The following is a 22,234-nucleotide window of genomic DNA, read 5'->3' on the forward strand; positions in this document are numbered from 1 at the left end:
TGAGAACACCCGCTACGGCGTCTACGTCGACGGCGACGGCACCTTCGACCTCACCGGCAACACCATCTTCGGCAACCACACGGGCGTCATGCTGACGGGCGGCTTCGCCGCGGTCCCGGAGTTCGACGACCAGACCTTCGACAACGTCGAGGCCGACATCTCGAAGAACTGACCGTCCGGCCGGCCCACCTCACCGGGAAGGTCAGGTCACCCCGCCCATCAGGCGCCGCAGGAGCGGGTTCATGAGCGCGAGGACGCCGCCCAGCGCGATCGCGACGACCCCGAGCACGCCGAAGTACATCGACTCGGTGGCCGTGCTGTAGTACTCGGCCAGCACCCCGGACATGGCTGTGCCCAGCGCCACCGACAGGAAGAACAGGGCCACCATCTGCGTGCGGAACGCCGCGGGGGCGAGCTTGGTGGACAGCGACAGCCCGACCGGGGACAGCAGCAGTTCGGCGATCGTGAAGACGAACAGGATGCCGGTCAACCCGAGCAGCGGTGAGGTGCCCGGCTGGTCGTCGGCCATCGGCAGGAACAGCAGGAACGCCACGCCCATCACGGCGTGCCGAGTGCGAACTTGATCGGGCTCGACGGCTGCCGGGTGCCGAGCTTCGTCCACAGCGCCGCGAACACGCCGGAGAGCACGATGACGAACACCGGGTTGATGGACTGGACGAAGGAGACCGGCATCTCCCAGCCGAGGATGTTCCGGTTCAGCTGCTGGTCGGCGTAGATCGTCACCACGGTGAACTGCTGCTGGTAGAGCGACCAGAACGCGGCACTGGCGAGGAACATCGGGATGAACGCGAGCACGCGGCGCCGCTCGATCGGCGTGACGCGGCCGCTGCGCAGGATGACCACGAAGTAGCTGACCGCCGCGAGCGCGCTCAGCGCGACCACGATGTTCGCGAGCCGGTCGGCCGTGAGGATCCCGGTGAACGCCGGCACGGCGATCACCACGACCGCAGCGAGGGCCCCGGCCACCATCATCGGCCGGCGAGAGGCCGGCAGCGGGTTCGGCACGATCCGGGCCGACCCGGTCAGATGCTTGCGACCGAAGCTGTACTGCACCAGGCCGATGGCCATGCCGACGGCGGCGAGCCCGAACCCGTAGTGGAAGCCGAGGTTGGTCTGGAGCAGCCCGGTGAGGATGGGCCCGACGAGCGCGCCCAGGTTGATCCCGAGGTAGTAGAGGGAGAAGCCGGCGTCGCGGCGCGGGTCACCGGGCGCGTAGAGGGTGCCGACCAGTGACGTCGCGGTGGCCTTCACACCACCGCTGCCGACACCGATCAGCACGAGGCCGACCCCCACCCCCAGGAGCCCGGGCAGCAACGACAGCGCCACGTGCCCGGTCATCACCACGATCGCGCTGTAGAAGAGCGTCCGTTCCGCGCTGAGCACGCGATCGGCGAGCCACGCCCCGAGGATGGTCGACAGGTACACCAGACCGCCGTAGGCACCGACGATGCTCGTGGCCGCCGTCTGGTCGATCCCCAGCCCGCCTTCCGCGGCGGAGTAGTAGAGGTAGATCAGCAGGATGCCCTGCATGCCGTAGAAGGAGAAGCGCTCCCACATCTCGACGCCGAACAGGTTCGCCAGAACCCGCGGCTGACCGAAGAACGTCTTCTGTTCCCGAGGCGCATCGGCCACATCGGTCATGACGACACACCATCCGCTTCGAGGCGCCGCGCGGATCTCGGAACAGGTTGTCCCGATGTCTTCGCGGCCTCTGGGTTCCCGGCGGACTCTATTGTCGGTGGCGAGTCGGGAAAAGGTCACGACCGGCTGACGCCGGCGGCCGGAGGCGATGCGGATCGACGACGCGAACGTGACATCTGATCGTTTTCCAGCAGCCGCTCCACCGGGCCGGCGGTGCGCCTAGTGCGCGGTTCCGTTCCGGCTCTCCTCGGGATCCTTCCAGCCGACCCCGCCGAGTACGCCGAACCGTTCCGGGCGCTCGTCCACGTAGAGGGGCGAGTCCGGACGCCAGCGCGGGATGTGCACCAGCCCGGGCTCGACGAGCGACAGCCCGTGGAACTGCTCGAGCAACTCGGTGCGGGAGCGGAGGCAGATCGGTGTGTCGATCTGGTTCGACAGCTTCTGACCCTCGATCACCTCCGGAGGCTGGTCCTCGTGGGTGACGTTGGCCAGAGCGACGAAGCTACCGGGGGCAACCGCCTCACGCAGGCGCTTGACTACGCCTGCCGGGTCGTCGGCGTCGGGGATGAAGTGCAGCAGGCCGAGGATCAGCACTCCGACCGGCTGCTCGAGGTCGAGGAGCCGCCGGCTCTCCGGAGCAGCGAGGATGGACTCGACCTCCCGGGCGTCGGCCTGCACCACGGCGGTGCGGGGATCGCCGTCGAGGATCATCCGGCTGTGGGAGACGGCCACGGGGTCGACATCGACGTAGACGACGCGGGCCGCGGGATCGGCTCGCTGAGCCACCTCGTGGACATTGCCGAGCGTCGGGATCCCGGACCCCAGGTCGAGGAACTGGTGGATGCCGTGGTCTGCCATGAACCGCACGGCGCGGCGCAGGAAGGCCCGATTGGCGCGCATCGCGTCGCCGATGTCGGGGGTCATGCGCGAAACGATCTCGGCCAGCTCCCGATCCACTGCGAAATTGTGGGCCCCACCGAGGAAGTAGTCGCAGACGCGGGCCCCGCTCGGCCGTTCTAGATCAATTTCCGCAGACACCCAGTTCGGCCGCCCCATGACACCGCCCCTCACTGGTTACTCGACAGCGCAACCATAACTGGTCCGTCCGAGCGCCGGATACAGCACGTTCTACTCGGGGGAGAAGTCTGACGCATTCGGCCGTATCCTTGGGCCAATGACCAGCGGCCAGCGGGATTTCCATCGCGCACCGGATGTGACTGCGCTGGTGGCGTCCTGGGCCGGGGATCTCGCTCGCGTGCCGTACCTGCCGCTGTCCCGCGACGACCTGCACGAGTTCCTCACGCGCGCGGCATCGCGGGTGGCGCTCGCCGCGGCCGTCGACCCGGTGGATCTCGACGCGGCCCGGCAGGTCGGCGCATCGATGGTCGACGCCGGACTGCTTGCCGCGGACGTCCTGCCGATCACGGTGAGCGCGCTGGCCCGCAACCTCCCCAAGGCCGCGCGGTCGGCCGGTGCCGACCGGCCGCACGAGACCGCGCCGACCGTCGAGGCCGCGGTGGCCGACGGCTACGTGGCGAAGCTGCGGGCCCGGATCCTCGACGAGCAGGAACTGATGCGCAGGACGGAGGTCAAGGCCCGTTACCAGATGGAGGGCGCACTGCGCTCCAGCGAGGCCCGCTTTCGCGCCATCTTCGCCAACGCGGCGATCGGCATCACCATCGCCGACACCGACGGGCGCATCGTCGACGTGAACGCGGCACTGGCCTCGATGCTCGGGTACACCATCGCCGAGTTCCGCCTGCTCACCGTGGGCGACTTCATGTACCCGGACGACGCCGCCGACATGTGGGAGCTCTACGAGGAGATCTTCGAGGGCAGACGCGAGAGCGGCCAGGTGGAGAAGCGCTACCGGCACCGCGACGGGCACATCGTGTGGACCAACCTCACAGCCTCACTGATCCGGGACGCCGACGGCACGCCGGTCTTCATCGTCGCCATGGTCGAGGACATCACCACCCGCCGCGAGCTGCAGGAACGCCTGCGCCGCCAGGCGCTGCACGACCCGCTGACCCTGCTGCCCAACCGCGCGCTCTTCCAGGACCGGCTCGCCGCGGCGTTCGCCCAGCCAGGGGGCCGGGTCGGCATCTGCTACCTCGACCTCGACCGGTTCAAGGCCGTGAACGACCGGCTCGGGCACGACGTCGGCGACACGCTCCTGATCGGGGTGGCCCGCCTCCTCGACAAGTGCGTGTCCACGCGGGGACACCTGGTCGCCCGGATGGGCGGCGACGAGTTCGTCATCCTCGTCGACGACCCGCCGGAGGGTGAGCTGGCGATCCTCGCCGACACCGTGCTCGCCGTGCTCGCCGAACCGATCGACGTCGACGAACACCGGCTCTCGGTCTCGGCCAGCATCGGGGTGATCGAATGCTCCGTGGACGAGACCACACCTGCGGAGATCCTCAAGGCCGCTGACGTCACCCTCTACTGGGCGAAGTCCGACGGCCGCAACCGGTGGGCCCGCTTCGACCCGGAGCGCAACGCGCGCGACATGACGCGCTACACCCTGTCGGCCAACCTGCTCCCGGGCCTCGAGCGCGGCGAGTTCCGGGTGGAGTACCAGCCGATCGTCGGGCTCGCCGACAGCCGGGTGCACGGGGTCGAGGCGCTCGTCCGGTGGGCGCATCCCACACTCGGGCTGCTCAGTCCCGACCAGTTCATCGACCTCGCCGAGGAGACCGGCTCGATCGTCGCGCTCGGCCGCCACGTGCTGAACGAGGCCTGCGCGCGGGGCGCCGAGTGGCACGCCGCCCACTCCGACGCCGGCCTGTTCATCAGCGTCAACCTCGCCGTGCGGCAGGCCCACGACCCCGCGCTGGTCGCCGACGTCACGCGCGCCCTGAAGGACACCGGCCTGCCGCCGCACCTGCTGCAGCTCGAGCTCACCGAGAGCGCCCTGCTCGGCCCGGCCGGGCGCCCCGTCGAGGCGATCACGGCGCTGGCCGAGATGGGCATCCGGATCGCCGTCGACGACTTCGGCACCGGGTACTCCAACCTCAGCTACCTCCCCCGGCTCCCCCTCCACACCCTGAAGCTCGCCGGCACGTTCATCGACGGCCTGCGCAACCCCGCGACGGGTGCCGACCCCATCGTCAGCAGCCTGATCACCCTCGCCCACGCCCTCGGGCTCGCCGTCACCGCCGAGGGCGTCGAGACCCCGGCGCAGGCCGACCGGCTGCGGGCGAGCGACTGCGACACGGTTCAGGGCTGGCTCTACGCCCGGTCCGCGCCATGGGACGAGATCACCCACCTGTTCGGCAGGCCACTCCCGCCGGACGGCTGACCACCTCGCCTACCCCGCCTGGACCCCCGGCTTCCGGTCCTCCACCACGTAGCTCGCGCGAGTGCTGATCGGGGCACCGGGCGTCGTGACCGACGGGATCACCCGGAAGTCGCTGCGCCAGCGTTGCTGGTTCACGTTGACCCGGACGTAGCCGCGCTGGCTGTTGAAGAACTTCATGTGCGGGTTGGCAGCCAGCAGCGCCTGCCCGTCCGCCGTCATGTCGGCACCGTTGCCGCCGGTGGTGATGGACGTGCCGACGAACTCGCTACCCACCGTCGGCGAGCCGGGGTCGGCGTAGTCGCGCTTGAGGTCCCACGCGTAGTTCTGGTGCCGGTCGCCGGTGATCACGACGAGGTTGCGCACCTTGCGGTCCTGCGCGGCCGCGAGCACGCGGTTGCGATCGGCGACGTAGCCGTCCCACGGGTCGAGGTAGACCTCCGTGGGGTCGGCCGGGTCCAGGTCGGTCTGTCCCATCGGGACCTGGTTGCCGATCACCTGCCAGCGGGCCCGTGACCGCGAGAACCCGTCCAACAGCCAGTCACGCTGCTGCGCGCCGAGGATGGTGTGCTTCGGGTCCAGCCGGTCGGTACAGGTCGCGGAGGTCCCGTCACCGCAGGGCTGGTCGTCGCGGAACTGGCGGGTGTCGAGCATCGTGAAGTCGGCGAGGTCGCCGTAGGCGATCCGGCGATGCAGGTGCATGTCCGGGCCGGCCGGGAGCTGAGCGTGGCGGTAGGGCAGGTTCTCGTACATCGCCTGGTAGGCCTGGGCGCGCCGCTTGCGGAACACCGCCGGGTCCTGGTCGGGCTCCGTGTCGGCCTGCGAGATGTCCCGCGCCCAGTTGTTCTCCACCTCGTGGTCGTCGTTCACATGGATCCACGCGAAGTTGGCGTGCGCGGCCTGCAACGGCTTCTCCGCCTTGTAGAGCGCGTACTGCAGCCGGTAGCGCGCCAGGTCGAAGGTCTCCCCGCTGAACTGGGCCCCGACCGGGGTCCCGCGCTTCTGCCCGGTGACGCCGTTCTCGTAGATGTAGTCCCCGAGGTGGACGACGAGGTCCAGGTCCTCAGCGGCCAGGTGGTCGTAGGCGGTGAAGAGCCCGTCCTCCCACGACTGGCACGAGGCGAACGCGAAGTTCAGCTCGTGCAGCGAGGACCCCGCCCGTGGCGCCGTCCTCGTCCGCCCGACGGGTGAGATCTCCCCGCCGACCCGGAACCGGTAGTAGTACTCCCGGTCGGGGAGCAGGCCGTTGATCTCCGGGTGCACCGAGTGTCCGAGCTCGGGGGTGGCGATCACGCTCCCACCGTTGACCACCTTCCGGAAACGGTCGTCCGTGGCCACCTCGTACTCCACGCGGACCGGTCGAGCCGGCATGCCGGCGGAGCCGTCGGGCACGAACGGATCCGGGGCCAGCCGCGTCCACAGCACCACGCCGTCGGGCGCGGGGTCACCCGAGGCCACGCCGAGGGTGAACGGGTTACCCATCGACGGTGTCGCGGCGTACGCGCCGGAAGCGTTCCAGGCACCCGTGCCCAGCAGCACGGCGGCGGCACCGGCACCGCCGACTCCGAGAAACCTGCGTCGGGAGAGCGGGGAGATGCGTGACGACATCAAGATCCTCCTGTGCGGCGACAGGAAGATCGTTAATTCCGGACATGACCGTTATGCGGCATGGCGACCGCGATCTCATGAACGGGGCCGGTCGGCTGCTCCGCGGATGTGCGGGCAACATCATCCGTGGTGGATCGCGACCTCGGTCAGGCCGCTGTGGACGTCCGGGTCAGGTCCGGACGTACTCGCCGGGCCCGTCGCCGAGCACCGGGTACTGGGCACTGCCCATCCGCGGCGGGTCCTGCAACGCGCCGGAGTGGGCCGTGGACCAGCGCGCCCAGTCCTCCCACCACGAGCCGTCGTGGCGTTCGGCGATCTCGCGCCAGCCCTGCGCCGTGGCCGGCAGCGACTCGGTCTCGGCGATCATGTGCCACACCTTCGGTCCGGGCGGGCTCACGATGCCGGCGATGTGGCCGCCGCTGCTCAGCGCGAACCGGACCGGGCCGCTGACGAGTCCGACGGTCCGGTACGCCGACTGCCACGGCACGATGTGGTCGTTGATCGCGCTCACGACATAGGTGGGCGACTTGATCACGCTGAGGTCGATCTTCTTCCCGGCGATCTCGAGCTCACCAGCGGCGAGCTTGTTCTCCAGGTAGAAGTTCCGCAGGTAGAACGCGTGCATCTCGGCGGGCATGCGGGTGCTGTCGGCGTTCCAGGCGAGGATGTCGAACGCCGGCGGGTTCTTGCCCATCAGCCAGTTCGACACGACGTAGTTGAAGATCAGGTCGTTGGCGCGCAGCACGTCGAACGTGCCGGCCATCGACCGGCCCTCCAGTGTTCCCTCGCGCCGCATCTTCTTCTCGAGCTTCTCGATGGTGCGCCGGTCGGTGAACGTGCCCAGCGCGCCCGGCTCGGCGTAGTCGAGCATCGTGTTGAGCAGCGTCAACGCGCCGATGCGGCGGTCGCCTGCCTGCTGGAGGTACGCCGCGGTGATGCCCGTGAGTGCCCCGCCGAGGCAGAGCCCCACGATGTCGACCGTCTCGGCGCCGGTGATCTCCTGGATGACGTCGAGGGCCTTCTGCGGACCGTTGACGAGGTAGTCGTCCATGGTGGTGCCGGACATGTCCTTCGACGGGTTCTTGTAGCTGATCACGAAGACCGTGCGCCCGTGGTCCACCGCCCACTGGACGAAGCTGCGGTCGGGCGCGAGGTCCATCACGTAGTACTTGTTGATCCACGGCGGGCTGCACAGCATCGGGTTGGCGTGCACCTGCTCGGTGCGCGGCTCGTACTGCAGCAGTTCCATGAGCTCGTTGCGGTAGACGACCTTCGCAGGCGTGCAGGCGAGGTTGCGGCCCACCTCGAACCCGCTGGCGTCCACCTGACGGGGCCGCCCGTCGTTGTGGACCAGGTCGTCGAGGAAGTTCTGGGCGCCCTTGAGCAGGCTGCCGCCCGCCGTCTCGAACGCGCGCTTGAGCGCCGCCGGGTTGGTGGCGAGGAAGTTGGTGGGGGCGAGCGCGTCCAGCAGCAGGTCGAGCGCCATCGCGGCCTTGCGCGCGGCGTCGGCCTCCAGGTCCGCGGAGCCGACCACGTCGCGGGCGAACCGGCACGCCGCCAGGTAGGCCAGGCGGACCGAGTAGAACACCGGGTTGGCGTCCCACGCCGGGTCGGCGAACCGGCGGTCCTTCGGATCGGGCGGCTCCGGAGCCTCCGCCTCGCCACCCAGCCAGCGGGTGGTGGCGATGAACGGGATCCGCGCCAGGTCCGTGGCCAGCCGGATACCCGCCAGCGCGGTGTCACCCGGACTGGACAGGCTCGCGCGGACAGCCTGGGTCAGCGCCTCGCCGAACCCGGCGGCGTCCAGGTCCTCGAACAGTTCGGACTCCGGGCCCAGAACGCTCGCTGCGTGCTCGGCAGCGGTGTCGGGCAGTTCCTCGGCCATGTGCACATCCTCACGTCCGACGAGCTCCAGGGGCCATCCTCCCGCCGGGCGGGAACGTCGGACACCCCCGATCAGGGCCGTTCCGCGCGCCGAGCCCGGTGCTCGCAGAGCCCGTGAGGGCTGTGAGGACCACAGCGGGCGCGCGACCTGCTGAAGAACTGGACGACCGTGCGGGATCCCGGCGCCCCTGTTTGACATACTTATCAGGGCGTGCCTACTTTCCCGTCAGCGGGGCAGCCGCCCCGGCTCAGGAGCGCGGCCAAGGAGCGACATGGAGCATCCGGAGGCCGGAATCAAAGCGGCCCTGCGACTCACCCGGGAAGGACGGCTGACCGAGGCGGTCGCCGTCATACAGAGCACCCTGAACGGCGCCGGCAGCGGCTCACCGCACCCTGCCGCGCCGTCCCCGGCCCCCGGGGCCGACCTGTCGAGCCGCGTGCACCGCGGCCTGCTGCGGTCCCGTCAGGACGACGAACGCCCCCCGTCCACCGAGGCAGCGGGCCGGACCCTGCACCTGACAGACACCGAGGCGGCGGGCACCCGGAACGTCGACCTCTACGTCCCCTCGTCCCTGCGCCCCGGCGAACGGCCGCCGCTCGTGGTCATGCTGCACGGTGGGACGCAGGACGCCGCCGACTTCGCGCTCGGCACCCGGATGGACCGGCTCGCCGAGCAGCACCGCATGCTCGTGGCGTACCCGGAGCAGTCCACCGCGGCCAACCGCGGCAGGTACTGGAACTGGTTCTCCCCCGCCGACCAGCACGCCGGGGCGGGTGAGCCCGCCGTCCTCGCCGGGATCACCAGGCGGATCATCGGCGAGCACGGTGCCGACCCCCGCCGCGTGTACGTCGCGGGGCTCTCGGCAGGGGGTGCGATGGCCGCGGTGCTGGCCGTCACCGATCCCGACCTCTACGCGGCCGTCGGTGTGCACTCGGGCGTCGCCTACGGAGCCGCGCACGACGCCGGTTCGGCCTTCGCCGCGATGCGGGGCGGCGGCACCCGCCGCACGGGTGCCGACCTGCCACTGGTCGTCTTCCACGGCGACGCCGACAACGTCGTGGCCCCGGTCAACGCCGAGCACCTGGTCGAGGCGCGCCTCGCGGCAGGCGCGGGACCCACCACGGCGATGATGCGCGAGGTGACCACCACCGGCCGCCGGTCCAGCACCCAGATCCTCGTCGAGGGCGAGGACGGGTCCGTCGTCGCCGAGTCGTGGCTGGTGCACGGGCTCGGGCACGCCTGGTCGGGAGGCGACGCGGCCGGCTCGTACACCGACCCGGACGGCCCCGATGCGTCCGCCGAGATGGTCCGCTTCTTCCTCGAACACCCCCGGGACCGCGACTGACCCGCAGGCGCACCGGCGTCACTCCGCAGGAGACTTCCGGCGTTCCTGGTCGCTCCTGTCCCGCTGCTCGAACTCGACGTTGATCGTCTGCGACTCCTTGAACCGCTGGGTGCTGGCGTAGGAGGTGTAGCTGCGGCGGTCGGCGTGGGTGAGGTCGACGTCCTCGACGAAGGGGGTGAGCAGCGAGCGCGGGTACAGCCTCCTGCTGAGCACCGTGTTGAGCTCGGCGGCGAGCACGATGATCGTCGCCTCCAGATAGATCCAGGCGAGCAGCCCGAGCACGATGCCGAACAGCCCGTACACCTGGGTCGACCCCATCAGCCCGTGGCTCACGAAGAAGGCGCCGAGCGACTGCAGGATCTGCCAGGCGACCGCCGACATGATCGCGCCGGGCAGCACGTCACGGACGCTGACGTCCCGCACGGTCAGCGCGCGGAAGCCGAGCACGAACAGCCCGCAGATCGCCGCGACCGACACCACGATCGCCAGTACGCGCAGCCCGACTCCCAACCCGGCACCGATGGTGCCCGCGCCCGCCGCGAGCGCCGACAGCACCGTCGTGACCAGCACGCCGAGGCCGAGCAGGGCGAGCATCAGCAGGCTCCGCAGGCGCGCGCGGAACGGGTCGGGCCGCTTGTTGATCGGCACGCCCCACACCTGGTTGAGGGCGTTCTGTACGGCGACCGCCACCCCGAGGCCGCCGTACAGCGACACCACGATCCCGATCGCCAACCCGAAGCCCGACCCGCGCAGGGGCTTGGCCGTGCTGGTGAGCTGGTCGCCGATGATCGGGAACTGCGACAGCGCGCTGTCGATCAACTGCTGCTGCAGCGCGGGGTTGCCCGGGAGCACGAACCCGAGCACGGTCGACATGACCAGCAGGAGCGGGAAGATCGAGAGGAAGCCGTAGTAGGTGATCAGCGCGGCCAGGTAGGAACCCTGATCGTCGACGAACTTGTAGACGACGGCGAGCGGCACCCCGAGCCAGCGGTGTCGTCGCTGGTAGTCGTCGACTTTTCCGATCATCCCCACGACTGTCGGTACCCGTGACGGGTCACCCTCGAACGCCGATCAGGTGATCGGAGAACCCCCGGTCACGCCGATCACCTCCGAGGTGATGTAGCTCGATTCCTGGGAGGCCAGGAACACGTAGATGGGTGCGAGCTCCGCGGGCTGCGCGGCCCGCCCCAGCGGCGACTGCTGCCCGAACGACTCGACCTTGTCCTCCGGCATCGTCGCCGGGATCAGCGGTGTCCACACCGGACCGGGAGCCACGGAGTTGACCCGGATGCCCTTCTCGGTCAGGTCGTTGCCCAGCGCCTTGGTGAAGTTGACGATCGCCGCCTTGGACGTGGCGTAGTCCAGCAGGTGCGGCGAGGGGTTGAAGGCCTGCACCGAGGAGGTCGTGATGATCGACGACCCCTCCGCCATGTGCGGGATCGCCGCCTTGCACAGCCAGAACATCGCGTACACGTTCGTCTTCATCACGCGGTCGAACTGCTCGGTGGTGATGGCGTCGATGCCGCCGTCCTGCGACATCTGGTACGCGGCGTTGCTCACCAGCACGTCGATCCGGCCGAACTCCTGCACCGCCCGGTCGATCACCGCCCGGCACTGCGCCTCCTCGCGGAGGTCACCGGGCACGGTCACCGCCGTGCGGCCGGCCTCCTCGACGAGCCGCACGGTCTCCTGGGCGTCCTTCTCCTCCTCCTCCAGGTAGGAGATGAGCACGTCGGCGCCCTCCCGGGCGAACGCGAGCGCAACGGCCCGGCCGATTCCGGAGTCGCCGCCGGTGATCACGGCCTTCTGGCCCTCCAGGCGCCCGGTACCCCGGTACGTCTCCTCACCGTGGTCGGGCCGCACGTCCAGCTCTCCCGTGCGGCCCGGGTAGGCCACGGTCTCGTTGCCACTTCCCGGGGCGTCGTGCTGCTCACCGGGGTCCTGCTGGCTGAACTGGTCCTTGCTCATCGATCGTCTCCCGTTCGCGTCGCGCTACCTGACGCAACGTTCCCCACAGGAACGATCGCAATCCTCGCGACGCGGGTACAGCGGACCGAATTCCCCTGGAGGAGGGTTCAGCAGGGCAGCGTCATCAACGGTCGCCCGTCGATCGTGCGCACCTGGATGAAGGCCAGTTGGCTGCGGGGGATGGCGGTGGCCCCGCTGATGGTGACCCGGCCGCCCGGGGTGGCCCCCCAGTTGGCCGCCACCTCGGAGTGCCCGTCGCGGGCGGTGGCGTACGCGCGGTAGCCCAGGGCGGGAGGCAGCCCGGTGAGCTGGAGCTGAACGGCGGTGCCCCATGTCCGTGGCTCCATGGTGCCCATGCCCGCCGCGGTGACACCGGTCATGACGGCCAGTGGCGTGGCGGCGGCGGTCGGGATCACCTGGGGCAGCGCGGCCGCGATGGCCACGGCGGCGACCGCCGAGGCCAGCAGCTTCCATCCGCGCAGCCGGCGACGCTGGAGACCATCGTCCTCGTTCACGGCCTCGAGTGCCCGCGACAGGAGGGCGGGGCTCGGCACCAACAGCCGCTGGCGTGCCTCAGCGGGGTTGAGGCTCCCGAGCAGCGCCGGGATCGGCGCCAGCTCGGCCAGCTCGGCCAGGCACTCGCCGCAGTCGGCGATGTGCCGGTCGACGAGGGCACGCTCGCCCGGTTCGAGGCTGCCGACGAGGTAGGCGCCGAGTTCGAGTCGCCTGCACTCGCCGTCGGTCACCTGGCCACCTCCATCTCCTCCAGCACCAGTCGGAGCGCGCGCAGCGCATAGTACGTGCGGGACTTGACGGTGCCGGGTGGAATGCCGAGCCGTTCCGCGGCCTCGTTCACCGACCGCCCCTCGTAGTACGTCTCGACGAGGACCATGCGGTGCTCGAGGCTCAGGCGATGGAGCGCGTCGGCGACCGTCCAGCGTTGCACCGCCTGTTCGAGGTCGTCGGCAGCGGGTGCCGCGCCAAGGGCCCGCTCGTCCGAGACGGTCGTCGGGCGCGCGGCGTCGGAGCGCCAGAGGTCGGTGACGAGGTTGCGGGCCGTGGTGAACAGCCAGCCGCGCAGTTCCTCGGGGCCACGGTTGAGCGTGTGTGCACGGCGCCAGGCCCGGACGAAGGTCTCCTGCACGACTTCCTCAGCTCTGGCCCGGTCACCGGTCAAACGCACAACGTAACCGTAGAGCGGCCCGGCGACGTCCTCGTACAGCGCTCGGACGAACGTCTCCGCGTGAACGGCGCTCTGAGATGCGGTCACACAACGGAGAACGGCCTCCGCCAAGAAGTAGTTCAACACTCACGCACTTTGTGACCCAAGCCATGTAACCGCTGATCAGTGCAGTCCAGCCGCGTCGAGCTCACCCAGTACCTGGAGTGCCAGGTCGAGCAGCTCCTCCCCGCCCCGGGCCGTCCAGGTGAGATCGATGAGGACCTCGGTGGCGCCGAGCTCGGCGAGATCGGCGATGTCGTCGACTACCTGCTGTAACGATCCGTGGAACGGCTGCCGGTCGGCGCGGGCGACCGGTGGCCGGAAGACGACGTTCGCGCGCGGGATCAGCTCGAGGAGATCGGGGTCGCGACCGAGCTCGGCCGCGCGGTCCCGGATCTGCTTCCAGCTCCTCTCGATCACTGCTGCGGATGCGCCCGCCGGCAGCCAACCGTCGGCCTTGCCTGCAATGCGCTCCATCGACCGGCGCGTGTTCCCGTCGCCCAGCAGCACCGGGAGCAGCGCCGCCGGCTTCGGCGACACGAGGGCGTTCTCGATGACCATCCGTGAGTCGCGGTACGACACCGGGTCCGGCCCCCACAGCGCACGGCAAGCGTCGACCGCCTCGTCGAGGGACCGGCCGCGTTGGACGAAGTCCGCGCCGGCTCCGCGGTACTCGTCACTCGACGTGCCGCAGCCGAAGCCGGCGATCACCCGTCCACCGCTCGCGAGGTCGAGGGTGGCCAGCGCCCTGGCCAGCTGCAGGGACGGGTGCAACGGGGCCACGATGACGCCGGTGCCCAGCCGCACGTCCTGCGTCGCCACCGATGCGAGCGCGAGGACGGTGAAGGGGTCGGCACAGGTCCGGTACCCGTCCGACCACGGAAGGCCCGGCACGCCGTTCTGACCTCCGGCCGCCGGAAGGGGAAACAGCACCCGTTCGTAGACCCAGAGGCTCGAGTACCCCGCGCGCTCCGCCGCCCGGGCGATGCGCGCCACATCAGTCTCGATGTCGTACCGATCGGTGCGCTGGGGAAGACCCAGCCCGAACCTCACGTCGCTGTTCCTGCTTTCCTAGAAAGCGGTCCGCCCAACCTCCTGCCGGGTTGTCGACGCGTCGGCGTGTCGGTAGAAAACAGCTGCCTGTCCGATCCGGACACCGCCGATACTCACGAGGTTCCACATGGTGAGGTCTTCAATCCAGAAACGCCGACCGGATTTCGCGATGCGGAGCCCCCGGTAGCCGGTGGAGAAATCGTGCTCCCGGACCTCGGTGAGCAACCGGTTGCGGTCCTCCTGCCGGTCCGGCTCGGCAGAGAGCCGGGATCTCAGTCCGGTGAACTCGTCCCAACCGTACTCGAAGCACCGCTGCGCTGTCCGGTTCGCGTAGATGAAGCGGGGGTCCGCCCCGGCGTCGTGCGCCAGCAGGCCGAACGGCGCGTCCTCGTAGAGCCAGCGCGCGGTGGCCGCCGGGTCGACGAGCGGCGCTCCGACGAACCGTTGGTGACTGTCCACGAGCAGCCGGAAGAAGTCGGAGTCCTCCGCCGAGGACGGGAGGCGGGAGCCCGAGTCACCGGGGACAGGTCCGAGCGTCGAATCCACAAGGACGAGAACGGCCGACCGGAGGCGCCTGTTCCCCCCGGCCGAGGGCGGGGACCGTGGCCCCGATCTCCCGGCTCTGCTCGTCGACCAGGTTCAACCTCGAACTGCCCGAGCCCCCGCCGGTCCGACTCCGGCCGGCGGTGCGAACTCAGGACGAGGTGGCAACCAGTTGCGGGTACAGCGCCGCGACGCCGCCGGCGAGGCCGGCCTGCACGTTCTTGCTGAGCTCGTCCGCCAGCACCTCGTGGGCGCCGGCCTGGACGCCGTCCAGCGCGAGGGCGGCGACCACCGCCGGGTCGCTCTTCGGGAGGGTGGCGTTCGCTGCCATGTCGGTGTCCATGTAGCCGACGTGCAGAGCGGTGGTCGTGATGCCCTTGGGCGCGAGCCGCAGTCGCAGGGCGTTGGTCATCGCCCAGCTCGCGGCCTTGGCCGCGGAGTACGCCTCGTGCGGCGCGACGTGCACCCAGGACAGCACGGACAGCACGTTCAGCACGGCGCCGCCCCCGTTGGCCTCGATGACCGGCGCGAACGCACGGGTGGCCTGCAGCGTGCCGAAGTAGGACGTCTCCATGTCGAGCCGGATCTTGTCGAGGTCGCCGTCGAGCAGGTCGGTGAACGTGTCGATGCCGGCGTTGTTGACGAGCAGGGTCGCGTCGCCCGCCACGGCCGCGGCCGCCGCCACCGACGCCGGGTCGGTGATGTTGATCTGCAGCGGTACCACGCCGGGCAGGTCGATCGAGGCAGGATTGCGCGCCCCGGCGTAGACCTTCGCCCCACGCTTCACGAGTTGCGCCGCGAGATGCCGGCCGAGCCCCCTGTTCGCACCGGTGACCACCGCGACCGAGTTCTGGATGTCCATGCCGTCCTCCTGTGTCCTGACCGTCAACCTGAGTAGTAGTTTCAAAGTAAGCTAGCTCAGTAGGGTATGGCAAGTCAGGGTTAGACTGGACACATGACACCCGCGGAGAAGAACAGGATGTGCTCGATCGCCCGCTCGCTCGAGGTGCTGGGCGAACGCTGGACGTTCCTGATCCTGCGGGAGGCCCTCGAGGGCATCACCCGGTTCGCCGATTTCCGCGCCACGCTCGGCGTGGCCCCTGACGTGCTCAGCAACCGGCTGGCCACGTTAGTTGAGGCGGGCGTGCTTGAGAAGTACCCCTATCGCGAGCCGGGCGCGCGCGTGCGCGACAGCTACCACCTGACGCCCGCGGGCCGCGACCTGCGGCTGGTGCTCGGCGCCCTGCAGCAGTGGGGCGACGAGCACCGGCCCTACGAGCTCGGACCCACGGCGGTGCGGCGCACCGTGGACGGCGACCGCCCGGTGCACGTGGGGTTCATCGACGACACCGGTCGCGAGGTGCCCGTGGAGGACGTCACGTTCGTCAAGATGGTCCCCGACCCCGCCTGACCCTCCCCGGCACCGCCGGGCTCAGTCGTCCTGCGCCGCCGCCGCGGAGAACTGTGCGGCGTACAGCTCGTGGTACGCCCCCCGGGCGGCCAGCAGCTCGTCGTGCGTGCCCTGCTCGACGATGCGCCCCGACTCCATCACGAGGATCAGGTCGGCGTCCCGGATCGTCGAGAGCCGGTGGGCGATCACGAAGCTGGTGCGGTCCGACCGCAGCGCCGCCATCGCCCGCTGCACCAGCACCTCGGTACGCGTGTCCACCGAGCTCGTGGCCTCGTCGAGGATGAGCAGCGTGGGGTCGGCGAGGAACGCCCGCGCGATCGTGATCAGCTGCTTCTCGCCCGCGCTGACGTTGCCACCCTCGTCGTCGATCACCGTGTCGTAGCCCTCGGGCAGGCTGCGGACGAACCGGTCGACGTAGGTCGCCCGGGCCGCCGCGAGGATCTGCTCCTCGCTCGCCGTGGGGTCGCCGTAGCCGATGTTGTCGCGGATCGTGCCGCCGAACAGCCACGTGTCCTGCAGCACCATCCCGACGCCCGAGCGCAGGGTGGCGCGGTCCATCGTCGCGGTGTCCACGCCGTCGAGCGTGATCCGGCCGGAGTCGAGCTCGTAGAACCGCATGATCAGGTTGACCAGCGTGGTCTTGCCCGCCCCGGTCGGCCCGACGATCGCGATGGTCTGCCCCGGCTCCGCCGTGAGCGACAGGTCGTCGATCAGCGGCTCGTCCGGCTGGTACCGGAAGGAGACGTGCTCGAAGACCACGCGGCCCTGGCGCGTCGCCGGCACTGCGGGCACGGACGGGTCGGGCACCTGCTCCTCGGCGTCGAGCAGCTCGAACACCCGCTCGGCCGATGCCACCCCCGACTGCAGCAGGTTGGCCATCGAGGCCACCTGGGTCAGTGGCTGGGTGAACTGGCGCGAGTACTGGATGAAGGCCTGGACGTCGCCGAGACTCATCGAGCCCGACGCCACCCGCAGGCCTCCGACGACGGCCACCAGCACGTAGTTCAGGTTCCCGATGAACATCATCGACGGCATGATGATCCCGGAGATGAACTGTGCGCGGAAGCTGGCGTCGTACAGCCGCTCGTTCTTGGTCGCGAAGTCCGCCTCCACCTCACGGCGTCGCCCGAACACCCGCACCAGCTCGTGACCGGTGAACGCCTCCTCGATGTGGGCGTTGAGCGCGCCGGTGTTGCGCCACTGCGCCACGAACTGCTTCTGCGACCGCTTCGCGATGGCGCGGGTGACGAGCACCGAGACCGGGATCGTGACGAGCGCGACCAGCGCCAGCAGCGGCGAGATCAGCAGCATCATCGCCAGCACACCGACCACCGTGAGCACGGACGTCAGCAGCTGGCTCATGGTCTGCTGCAGGGTCTGGGAGATGTTGTCGATGTCGTTGGTGACCCGGCTGAGCACCTCGCCCCGCTGCTGGCGGTCGAAGTAGTGCAGCGGCAGCCGGTTGAGCTTGTCCTCCACCTCCCGGCGCAACGAGAAGATCGTGCGCTGGACGATCCCGTTGAGCAGGTACCCCTGCACCCAGCCGAACAGCGAGGCGGCCACGTAGATCGCGACGACACCGAGCAGCACCTGACCGAGCAACCCGAAGTCGATGCCCTGCCCGGGCACCACCGACTGCCCCTCGATCACGTTGGCGAAGGTCTCGTTGCCCGCAGCACGCGCGGCGTCGGCCGCCTCGGCCGTGGTGATGCCGGGAGGCAGCTGCCGCCCGATCACACCGGCGAAGATCACGTCGGTGGCGTGGCCGAGGATCTTCGGGCCGATCACCGAGAGCGTCACGCTGATGATGCCGAGTACGACCACCACGATCGCCCCGGCCCGCTCGGGCGCGAGCCTGCCGAACAGCCTGCGCGCCGACGGGCCGAAGTCCATCGACTTCTCCGCCGGCATCCCGGCCGACGCCCACGGCGGCCCGCCGCCCCGGCGGGCGGCCGTCATCTCCCGTGCCGCGCGGCCGGTGTCGTCGCCGCCCTTGCCCGGCGGGACGGTGGTCGGGGACGGGCTGGTCATGCCATTTCCTCTGCACTGATCCGGGCGGCACCGAACTCTTCTGCACTGAACTGCGACGCGACGATCTCGACGTAGGTGGGGCAGGCGGCGAGCAGCTCGTCGTGGCTGCCGATGCCGACGACGGCACCGTCGTCGAGCACGACGATCTGGTCGGCGTCCCGGATGCTGGCCACCCGCTGCGCCACCACCAGCACCGTCGCCGTCGTCGTGACGGGTCGCAGCGCCGCACGCAGCCGGGCGTCGGTGGCCAGGTCGAGCGCGGAGAACGAGTCGTCGAAGAGGTAGACCTGCGGGGCCCTGACCAGCAGCCGGGCGATCGCGAGCCGCTGGCGCTGTCCACCCGAGACGTTCGTGCCGCCCTGGGTGATCGGCGCGTCGAGGCCCTCGGGCATGGCGCGCACGAAGTCGGCGCCCTGGGCCACCTCCAGCGCCGCCCACAGCTGGTCGTCGGTGGCGTCGGGGTTGCCGTAGCGCAGGTTGCTCGCCACGGTGCCGGAGAACAGGTAGGGCTTCTGCGGCACGATCCCGACCCGGCCCCAGAGGTACTCTGGATCGAGGTCGCGCACGTCGGTGCCGTCGACGAGGACCGCGCCGCTCGTCGCGTCGAACAGGCGGGGCACGAGCCCGAGCAGGGTGGTCTTGCCGGCGCCGGTGCTCCCGACGATCGCCGTGGTGGTGCCCGGCCGGGCGGTGAAGGTGACGTCGCGCAGCACGGGTTCGGCGGCGCCGGGATAGGCGAAGCCCGCGCCCCGCAGCTCCAGCACGCCGGTGGCGACCTGCGGTTCGACCGGATTCTCCGGCAGGGCCACCGAGGACTCGGTGTCGAGCACCTCGTTGATGCGCTCCGCGCAGACGGCCGCGCGGGGGATCATCATCACCATGAAGGTGGCCATCATGACGGCCATGAGGATCTGGGTGAGGTAGGTCAGGAACGCGGTGAGCGCGCCGACCTGCATCTGCCCCGTGTCGATCCGCCCGGCGCCGAACCACAGCACCGCCACGCTCGAGATGTTCAGCACGAGCATGACGATCGGGAAGATCCTGGCCTGGAGGCGCCCGACCCGCAGGGCCACGTCCGTGAGGTCGGTGTTGGCCTTGGCGAACCGCGCCGTCTCCTCCGGCTCGCGGACGAACGCCCGGACCACCCGGATTCCGGTGATCTGCTCACGGAGGATGCGGTTCACGTCGTCGATGCGCGTCTGCATGCTGCGGAAGCCCGGGACCATCCGCACGATCACGGCGCCGATCGAGACCGCCAGCACGGGGACGCAGACCAGCACCAGCCAGGACAGCTGCGCGTCCTCCTGCAGGGCCATGATCACCCCGCCGAAGCACATGATCGGCGCCGTCACCAGCATCGTGCAGGACAGCAGCACGAGCATCTGGACCTGCTGGACGTCGTTGGTGCCGCGGGTGATCAGCGACGGGGCACCGAACCGGTTGACCTCACGCGCGGAGAACTCGCCCACCCGGTGGAACAACGCGCCACGCACGTCCCGACCGAAGCCCATGGCGGTCTGGGAGCCGACGTACACGGCCGCGATCGAGCACACGATCTGCACGAGCGCGACGAGCAGCATCCACCCGCCGGTGGTCACGATGTATCCCGTGTCGCCGCGGGCGATGCCCTGGTCGATGATGCGGGCGTTGAGGCTCGGCAGGTAGAGCGACGCCATCGTCCCGAGCAGCTGCAGCACCACGACCAACAGCAACGGCCGGGTGTAGGGGCGCAGCCGCTCGCGCAAGAGGCGAATCAGCATGGGTGGTCCTCTGGGTCGGGGAGCGCGGGGAGCGGCGCGGAGAGGCCGTCGAGCAGCACCGTGACGATCTGCTCGGCGGAGAGCTGGCGCCCGTCGGCGATGAGCGGGTGGGTGCCGGAGAAGACGAGCAGCCGCAGGACATGGGCGAGTTCGGTGGCCGGCACGCGCAGCCGGCACTCGTCGGGGCCGACCAGGTCGGCGACGGCGGCCCGGAACCTCTCGTTGATCTCGGTCGGGTTGGCCCGGCCCGGCGGGTGCTGGGGCGCGGCCGCTCGCCCCTCCCGGTTCGGCGGCCCGGTCCAGCCCAGCGCATTGAGCAGGCCGAAGACGTCCGTCAGACGACGCTGGAGCATGGTGACGGCTGCCGTGAGCCGCTCGCGGAGCGGCAGGGCCCGGTCGACGGCGGCCAGGTCGCGCAGCGTGGGCGCCGGGTCGAACGCCTCCGCCACCACGGCCTGGACCACCGACTCCTTGTCGGGGAAGACCCGGAAGATCGTGCCCTCGGCGATCTCGGCCGCCTGGGCGATCTGGCGGGTGGTCACCGCGTACCCGTGGCGCAGCACGAGCGGGAGCGTGGCGGCCACGATCGCGGCCCGGCGGTCGTCGGGCGCCATCCGGGGGGCGCGTCTGCCGTCGGAGCTCACACACGCACGGTAAATGAGCGTGCACTCATTAACAAACCGGTTCCGCCGCCGCGAGCCACGGCCGCAGGATCGGCAGCACGTTCGCGACCTGCATCGCCGCCGTGTGGTCCAGCCCGGGAAGTACGTGCACCTCCCAGCCCGAGGACTCCAGTTCGGCGCGCCGGTCCACCAGCGGGCCGGCCATGCTCACGTGCACGCCGCCCCAGCGCTCGCCGTACTCGATCTCGTCGGCCGAGCCGGCGAAACAGAGTCGTGGACACGTGAGCCGCGACTGCGCGCCGGCGTCGTCGAAGCCCTGGAGAGCCTCGTACAGCGTCACGAACTGCCGGGCCTGCGGCTCGCTCACCGCGGCCTCCACCGTGGACCAGTCGATCTCGTCCGGCGACGGCCCGGCTCCCGACGGCGCCGGAACGGCGCGGGGCTCGGTGGCGATCCGATGGGTCGCCCGCGTCACCTGCAGCATCGCGGCGTACGGGCCGCCGATCGGCGGGAACCCTCCCATCGCGAGCGCCCGGAGCCGGTCGGTGCGGATCGCGATCTGCAGCCCGCAGAGCGCGAGCCACGAGTAGCCGTAGTAGGCGAACCGGTCGACACCGGCGGCGTCGGCAACGGCCAGCATGTCCCCGACGACGTTCGCCGGCGTCAGCGTGTGCGGCTTGGGGGTGGCGAACACGTGACCCTCGTAGTCGAAGGCCACCACCCGGTACGCGTCGGCCAGCCCGTCGACGAGCCCTCGCCCGAGTGCCGGGTCGGCACCCCACGCGCGCAACGCGTCGGCCTGCGGCCCCTCGACCGGGTGGGGGTTCACCGGCAGGAGCACCGCCGGCCCGGTGCCCCGGACCTCCACCTCGATGCTCGCCCCGTCGTGCAGCTGCGCTCGGTGCATCGGCATCCGGCATCTCCCAACTCTTTATGCTGTAGAGAAACAGGGAGCGCACATTAGCTTACGGCGTAAGGAGTTGTCGTCGTGGTTGTTCTCGCGGGTTCCGGCGACGCCGAACGGTCACTGCCGTTGCTCTGGCGGGAGACGGCTCCACCGGCGCGGCGCCCCGGGCCCCGACCGGCCCTCAGCGTCGACGCGATCGTGGCGGCGGCCGTCGCGGCGGCCGACGAAGCCGGTGTGGCCGGGCTGTCCATGCGCGCGGTGGCCGAGCGGCTGGGCGTCACGGCGATGGCGCTCTACACGTACGTGCCGGGCAAGACCGAGCTGATCGACCTGATCTACGACGGCGTCCACGCCGAGCTGACCGGCCACCACGCACGTCCCGCGGAATGGCGCGCGGCCGTCACGGAGTGGGCCGAGGACCTCGTCGCGCTCTACGTGCGCCACCCGTGGGCGCTGCAGGTGTCGTTCGCGCGCCCGGTGCTCGGGCCGCACGAGCAGGCGGTGCTCGAGGACGTGGTGGGAATCCTGCGCTCCACCGGGTCGAGCCCGGAGATGCTGCGCCGGGTGGTCAGCATGCTCTTCCACATCGTCCGCGGGACGGCCGCGACGATCGCGGAGTCACGCGCCGCGGCGACGGCAGGCGGCGTGTCCGAGCAGGAGTGGTGGGCGGGCCGCGCTGCGGTACTCGCCGAGCTCGTACCCGACTTCGCCGAGCGCTTCCCCCAGTCGACCTGGCTCGGGAGCGGGGGCGTCGGGCACCCGGCCGACGACCCCACCCCCCACCAGGAACGCGAGGCACGCGCTGCCCTGTCCGCCGGCCTGACGGTACTGCTGGACGGCGTAGCAGCCCCCCGACATCGCTGACCCGTCGAGATCGACAGGAGAGTGGCGGACCCCCGCCGGCCTGCCACTCTC

At 70.4% G+C, this 22,234-nt stretch carries 18 protein-coding genes and 1 pseudogene; 4 read left to right on the top strand and 15 right to left on the bottom strand.

Annotated elements, in window-relative coordinates; genetic code table 11:
• Positions 1-202 precede the first annotated feature (202 nt).
• Together AC5L35_RS19025 and AC5L35_RS19030 are read right to left on the bottom strand one after the other, a co-directional pair.
• Positions 203-1,662 (bottom strand): annotated as a pseudogene (locus AC5L35_RS19025) (peptide MFS transporter).
• Positions 1,663-1,881: 219 nt separating this feature from the next.
• Positions 1,882-2,718: an SAM-dependent methyltransferase gene (locus AC5L35_RS19030; protein WP_495061000.1), complete on the bottom strand. Its 837-nt coding sequence runs from the start codon at positions 2,716-2,718 to the stop codon at positions 1,882-1,884.
• A gap of 118 nt (positions 2,719-2,836) precedes the next feature.
• Between AC5L35_RS19030 and AC5L35_RS19035 the strand changes: the two genes are divergently transcribed.
• Positions 2,837-4,966, top strand: a complete 2,130-nt coding sequence (locus AC5L35_RS19035) for a putative bifunctional diguanylate cyclase/phosphodiesterase (protein ID WP_495061001.1) — start codon at positions 2,837-2,839, stop codon at positions 4,964-4,966.
• A gap of 9 nt (positions 4,967-4,975) precedes the next feature.
• Here the strand turns inward: AC5L35_RS19035 and AC5L35_RS19040 are convergent, their stop codons facing one another.
• Both AC5L35_RS19040 and AC5L35_RS19045 read right to left on the bottom strand, forming a co-directional pair.
• On the bottom strand, positions 4,976-6,571 hold the full coding sequence (locus tag AC5L35_RS19040; protein WP_495061002.1) for an alkaline phosphatase D family protein: 1,596 nt from the start codon (positions 6,569-6,571) through the stop codon (positions 4,976-4,978).
• A 169-nt stretch (positions 6,572-6,740) separates the two neighbouring features.
• Complete coding sequence (locus tag AC5L35_RS19045; protein WP_495061003.1) at positions 6,741-8,456, bottom strand: PHA/PHB synthase family protein; 1,716 nt, start codon at positions 8,454-8,456, stop codon at positions 6,741-6,743.
• 271 nt (positions 8,457-8,727) lie between these two features.
• On the opposite strand from AC5L35_RS19045, the gene AC5L35_RS19050 reads away from it, so the two are divergent.
• Positions 8,728-9,801 (top strand): extracellular catalytic domain type 1 short-chain-length polyhydroxyalkanoate depolymerase, encoded by a 1,074-nt coding sequence (locus tag AC5L35_RS19050; RefSeq protein WP_495061004.1) that lies wholly within the window; start codon positions 8,728-8,730, stop codon positions 9,799-9,801.
• A gap of 18 nt (positions 9,802-9,819) precedes the next feature.
• Here the strand turns inward: AC5L35_RS19050 and AC5L35_RS19055 are convergent, their stop codons facing one another.
• The 7 genes from AC5L35_RS19055 to AC5L35_RS19085 all read right to left on the bottom strand — a co-directional run bounded on the left by AC5L35_RS19055 (position 9,820) and on the right by AC5L35_RS19085 (position 15,449).
• Positions 9,820-10,827, bottom strand: coding sequence for a YihY/virulence factor BrkB family protein (locus tag AC5L35_RS19055; RefSeq protein ID WP_495061005.1), 1,008 nt, complete (start codon positions 10,825-10,827; stop codon positions 9,820-9,822).
• A 45-nt stretch (positions 10,828-10,872) separates the two neighbouring features.
• Positions 10,873-11,769: an SDR family oxidoreductase gene (locus AC5L35_RS19060; protein WP_495061006.1), complete on the bottom strand. Its 897-nt coding sequence runs from the start codon at positions 11,767-11,769 to the stop codon at positions 10,873-10,875.
• A 107-nt stretch (positions 11,770-11,876) separates the two neighbouring features.
• Positions 11,877-12,515: an anti-sigma factor family protein gene (locus tag AC5L35_RS19065; RefSeq protein ID WP_495061007.1), complete on the bottom strand. Its 639-nt coding sequence runs from the start codon at positions 12,513-12,515 to the stop codon at positions 11,877-11,879.
• On the bottom strand, positions 12,512-13,078 hold the full coding sequence (locus AC5L35_RS19070; protein WP_495061008.1) for a sigma-70 family RNA polymerase sigma factor: 567 nt from the start codon (positions 13,076-13,078) through the stop codon (positions 12,512-12,514). The genes AC5L35_RS19065 and AC5L35_RS19070 overlap by 4 nt, the downstream gene beginning before the upstream one ends.
• Positions 13,079-13,114: 36 nt before the next feature.
• The gene (locus AC5L35_RS19075) at positions 13,115-14,044 is read right to left on the bottom strand and encodes a TIGR03619 family F420-dependent LLM class oxidoreductase (RefSeq protein WP_495061009.1); all 930 of its coding nucleotides are present in this window, start codon (positions 14,042-14,044) and stop codon (positions 13,115-13,117) included.
• An 18-nt stretch (positions 14,045-14,062) separates the two neighbouring features.
• On the bottom strand, positions 14,063-14,590 hold the full coding sequence (locus AC5L35_RS19080) for an MEKHLA domain-containing protein (protein WP_495061010.1): 528 nt from the start codon (positions 14,588-14,590) through the stop codon (positions 14,063-14,065).
• Positions 14,591-14,738: 148 nt separating this feature from the next.
• Positions 14,739-15,449 carry an SDR family oxidoreductase gene (locus AC5L35_RS19085; protein WP_495061011.1) on the bottom strand — a complete coding sequence of 237 codons (711 nt, stop codon included), beginning with the start codon at positions 15,447-15,449 and terminating at the stop codon, positions 14,739-14,741.
• Positions 15,450-15,542: 93 nt separating this feature from the next.
• On the opposite strand from AC5L35_RS19085, the gene AC5L35_RS19090 reads away from it, so the two are divergent.
• A complete protein-coding gene (locus AC5L35_RS19090; RefSeq protein WP_495061012.1) occupies positions 15,543-15,998 on the top strand; it encodes a winged helix-turn-helix transcriptional regulator in 456 nt (151 codons plus the stop codon).
• A 21-nt stretch (positions 15,999-16,019) separates the two neighbouring features.
• On the opposite strand, the gene AC5L35_RS19095 is transcribed toward AC5L35_RS19090, so the two are convergent.
• From AC5L35_RS19095 to AC5L35_RS19110, 4 genes are read right to left on the bottom strand one after another with little or no spacing between them, the layout of a single operon-like run.
• Positions 16,020-18,029, bottom strand: a complete 2,010-nt coding sequence (locus AC5L35_RS19095; RefSeq protein ID WP_495061013.1) for an ABC transporter ATP-binding protein — start codon at positions 18,027-18,029, stop codon at positions 16,020-16,022.
• Positions 18,026-19,789, bottom strand: coding sequence for an ABC transporter ATP-binding protein (locus AC5L35_RS19100; protein ID WP_495061014.1), 1,764 nt, complete (start codon positions 19,787-19,789; stop codon positions 18,026-18,028). Before AC5L35_RS19100 ends, AC5L35_RS19095 begins: the two co-directional genes overlap by 4 nt.
• Positions 19,783-20,433: a TetR/AcrR family transcriptional regulator gene (locus tag AC5L35_RS19105; RefSeq protein ID WP_495061015.1), complete on the bottom strand. Its 651-nt coding sequence runs from the start codon at positions 20,431-20,433 to the stop codon at positions 19,783-19,785. Before AC5L35_RS19105 ends, AC5L35_RS19100 begins: the two co-directional genes overlap by 7 nt.
• Before the next feature lie 28 nt (positions 20,434-20,461).
• Positions 20,462-21,325, bottom strand: coding sequence for an alpha/beta fold hydrolase (locus tag AC5L35_RS19110; protein ID WP_495061016.1), 864 nt, complete (start codon positions 21,323-21,325; stop codon positions 20,462-20,464).
• A 75-nt stretch (positions 21,326-21,400) separates the two neighbouring features.
• Here AC5L35_RS19110 and AC5L35_RS19115 point away from each other — a divergent pair, with 75 nt between their 5' ends.
• Entirely contained in the window at positions 21,401-22,183 is a 783-nt protein-coding gene (locus AC5L35_RS19115) for a TetR/AcrR family transcriptional regulator C-terminal domain-containing protein (RefSeq protein WP_495061017.1), read from the top strand.
• Positions 22,184-22,234: the final 51 nt, after the last annotated feature.

It is taken from the genome of Pseudonocardia sp. OZ21 (genome assembly GCF_059359135.1).

Bases quoted from the DNA above. Each gene is read 5' to 3' on its own strand.
- AC5L35_RS19035 (WP_495061001.1), top strand. From the start codon at position 2,837: ATGACCAGCGGCCAGCGGGATTTCCATCGCGCACCGGATGTGACTGCG.
- AC5L35_RS19055 (WP_495061005.1), bottom strand. From the start codon at position 10,827: ATGATCGGAAAAGTCGACGACTACCAGCGACGACACCGCTGGCTCGGG.
- AC5L35_RS19045 (WP_495061003.1), bottom strand. From the start codon at position 8,456: ATGGCCGAGGAACTGCCCGACACCGCTGCCGAGCACGCAGCGAGCGTT.
- AC5L35_RS19030 (WP_495061000.1), bottom strand. From the start codon at position 2,718: ATGGGGCGGCCGAACTGGGTGTCTGCGGAAATTGATCTAGAACGGCCG.
- AC5L35_RS19050 (WP_495061004.1), top strand. From the start codon at position 8,728: ATGGAGCATCCGGAGGCCGGAATCAAAGCGGCCCTGCGACTCACCCGG.
- AC5L35_RS19095 (WP_495061013.1), bottom strand. From the start codon at position 18,029: ATGACCAGCCCGTCCCCGACCACCGTCCCGCCGGGCAAGGGCGGCGAC.
- AC5L35_RS19100 (WP_495061014.1), bottom strand. From the start codon at position 19,789: ATGCTGATTCGCCTCTTGCGCGAGCGGCTGCGCCCCTACACCCGGCCG.
- AC5L35_RS19110 (WP_495061016.1), bottom strand. From the start codon at position 21,325: ATGCCGATGCACCGAGCGCAGCTGCACGACGGGGCGAGCATCGAGGTG.
- AC5L35_RS19090 (WP_495061012.1), top strand. From the start codon at position 15,543: ATGACACCCGCGGAGAAGAACAGGATGTGCTCGATCGCCCGCTCGCTC.
- AC5L35_RS19085 (WP_495061011.1), bottom strand. From the start codon at position 15,449: ATGGACATCCAGAACTCGGTCGCGGTGGTCACCGGTGCGAACAGGGGG.
- AC5L35_RS19040 (WP_495061002.1), bottom strand. From the start codon at position 6,571: ATGTCGTCACGCATCTCCCCGCTCTCCCGACGCAGGTTTCTCGGAGTC.
- AC5L35_RS19060 (WP_495061006.1), bottom strand. From the start codon at position 11,769: ATGAGCAAGGACCAGTTCAGCCAGCAGGACCCCGGTGAGCAGCACGAC.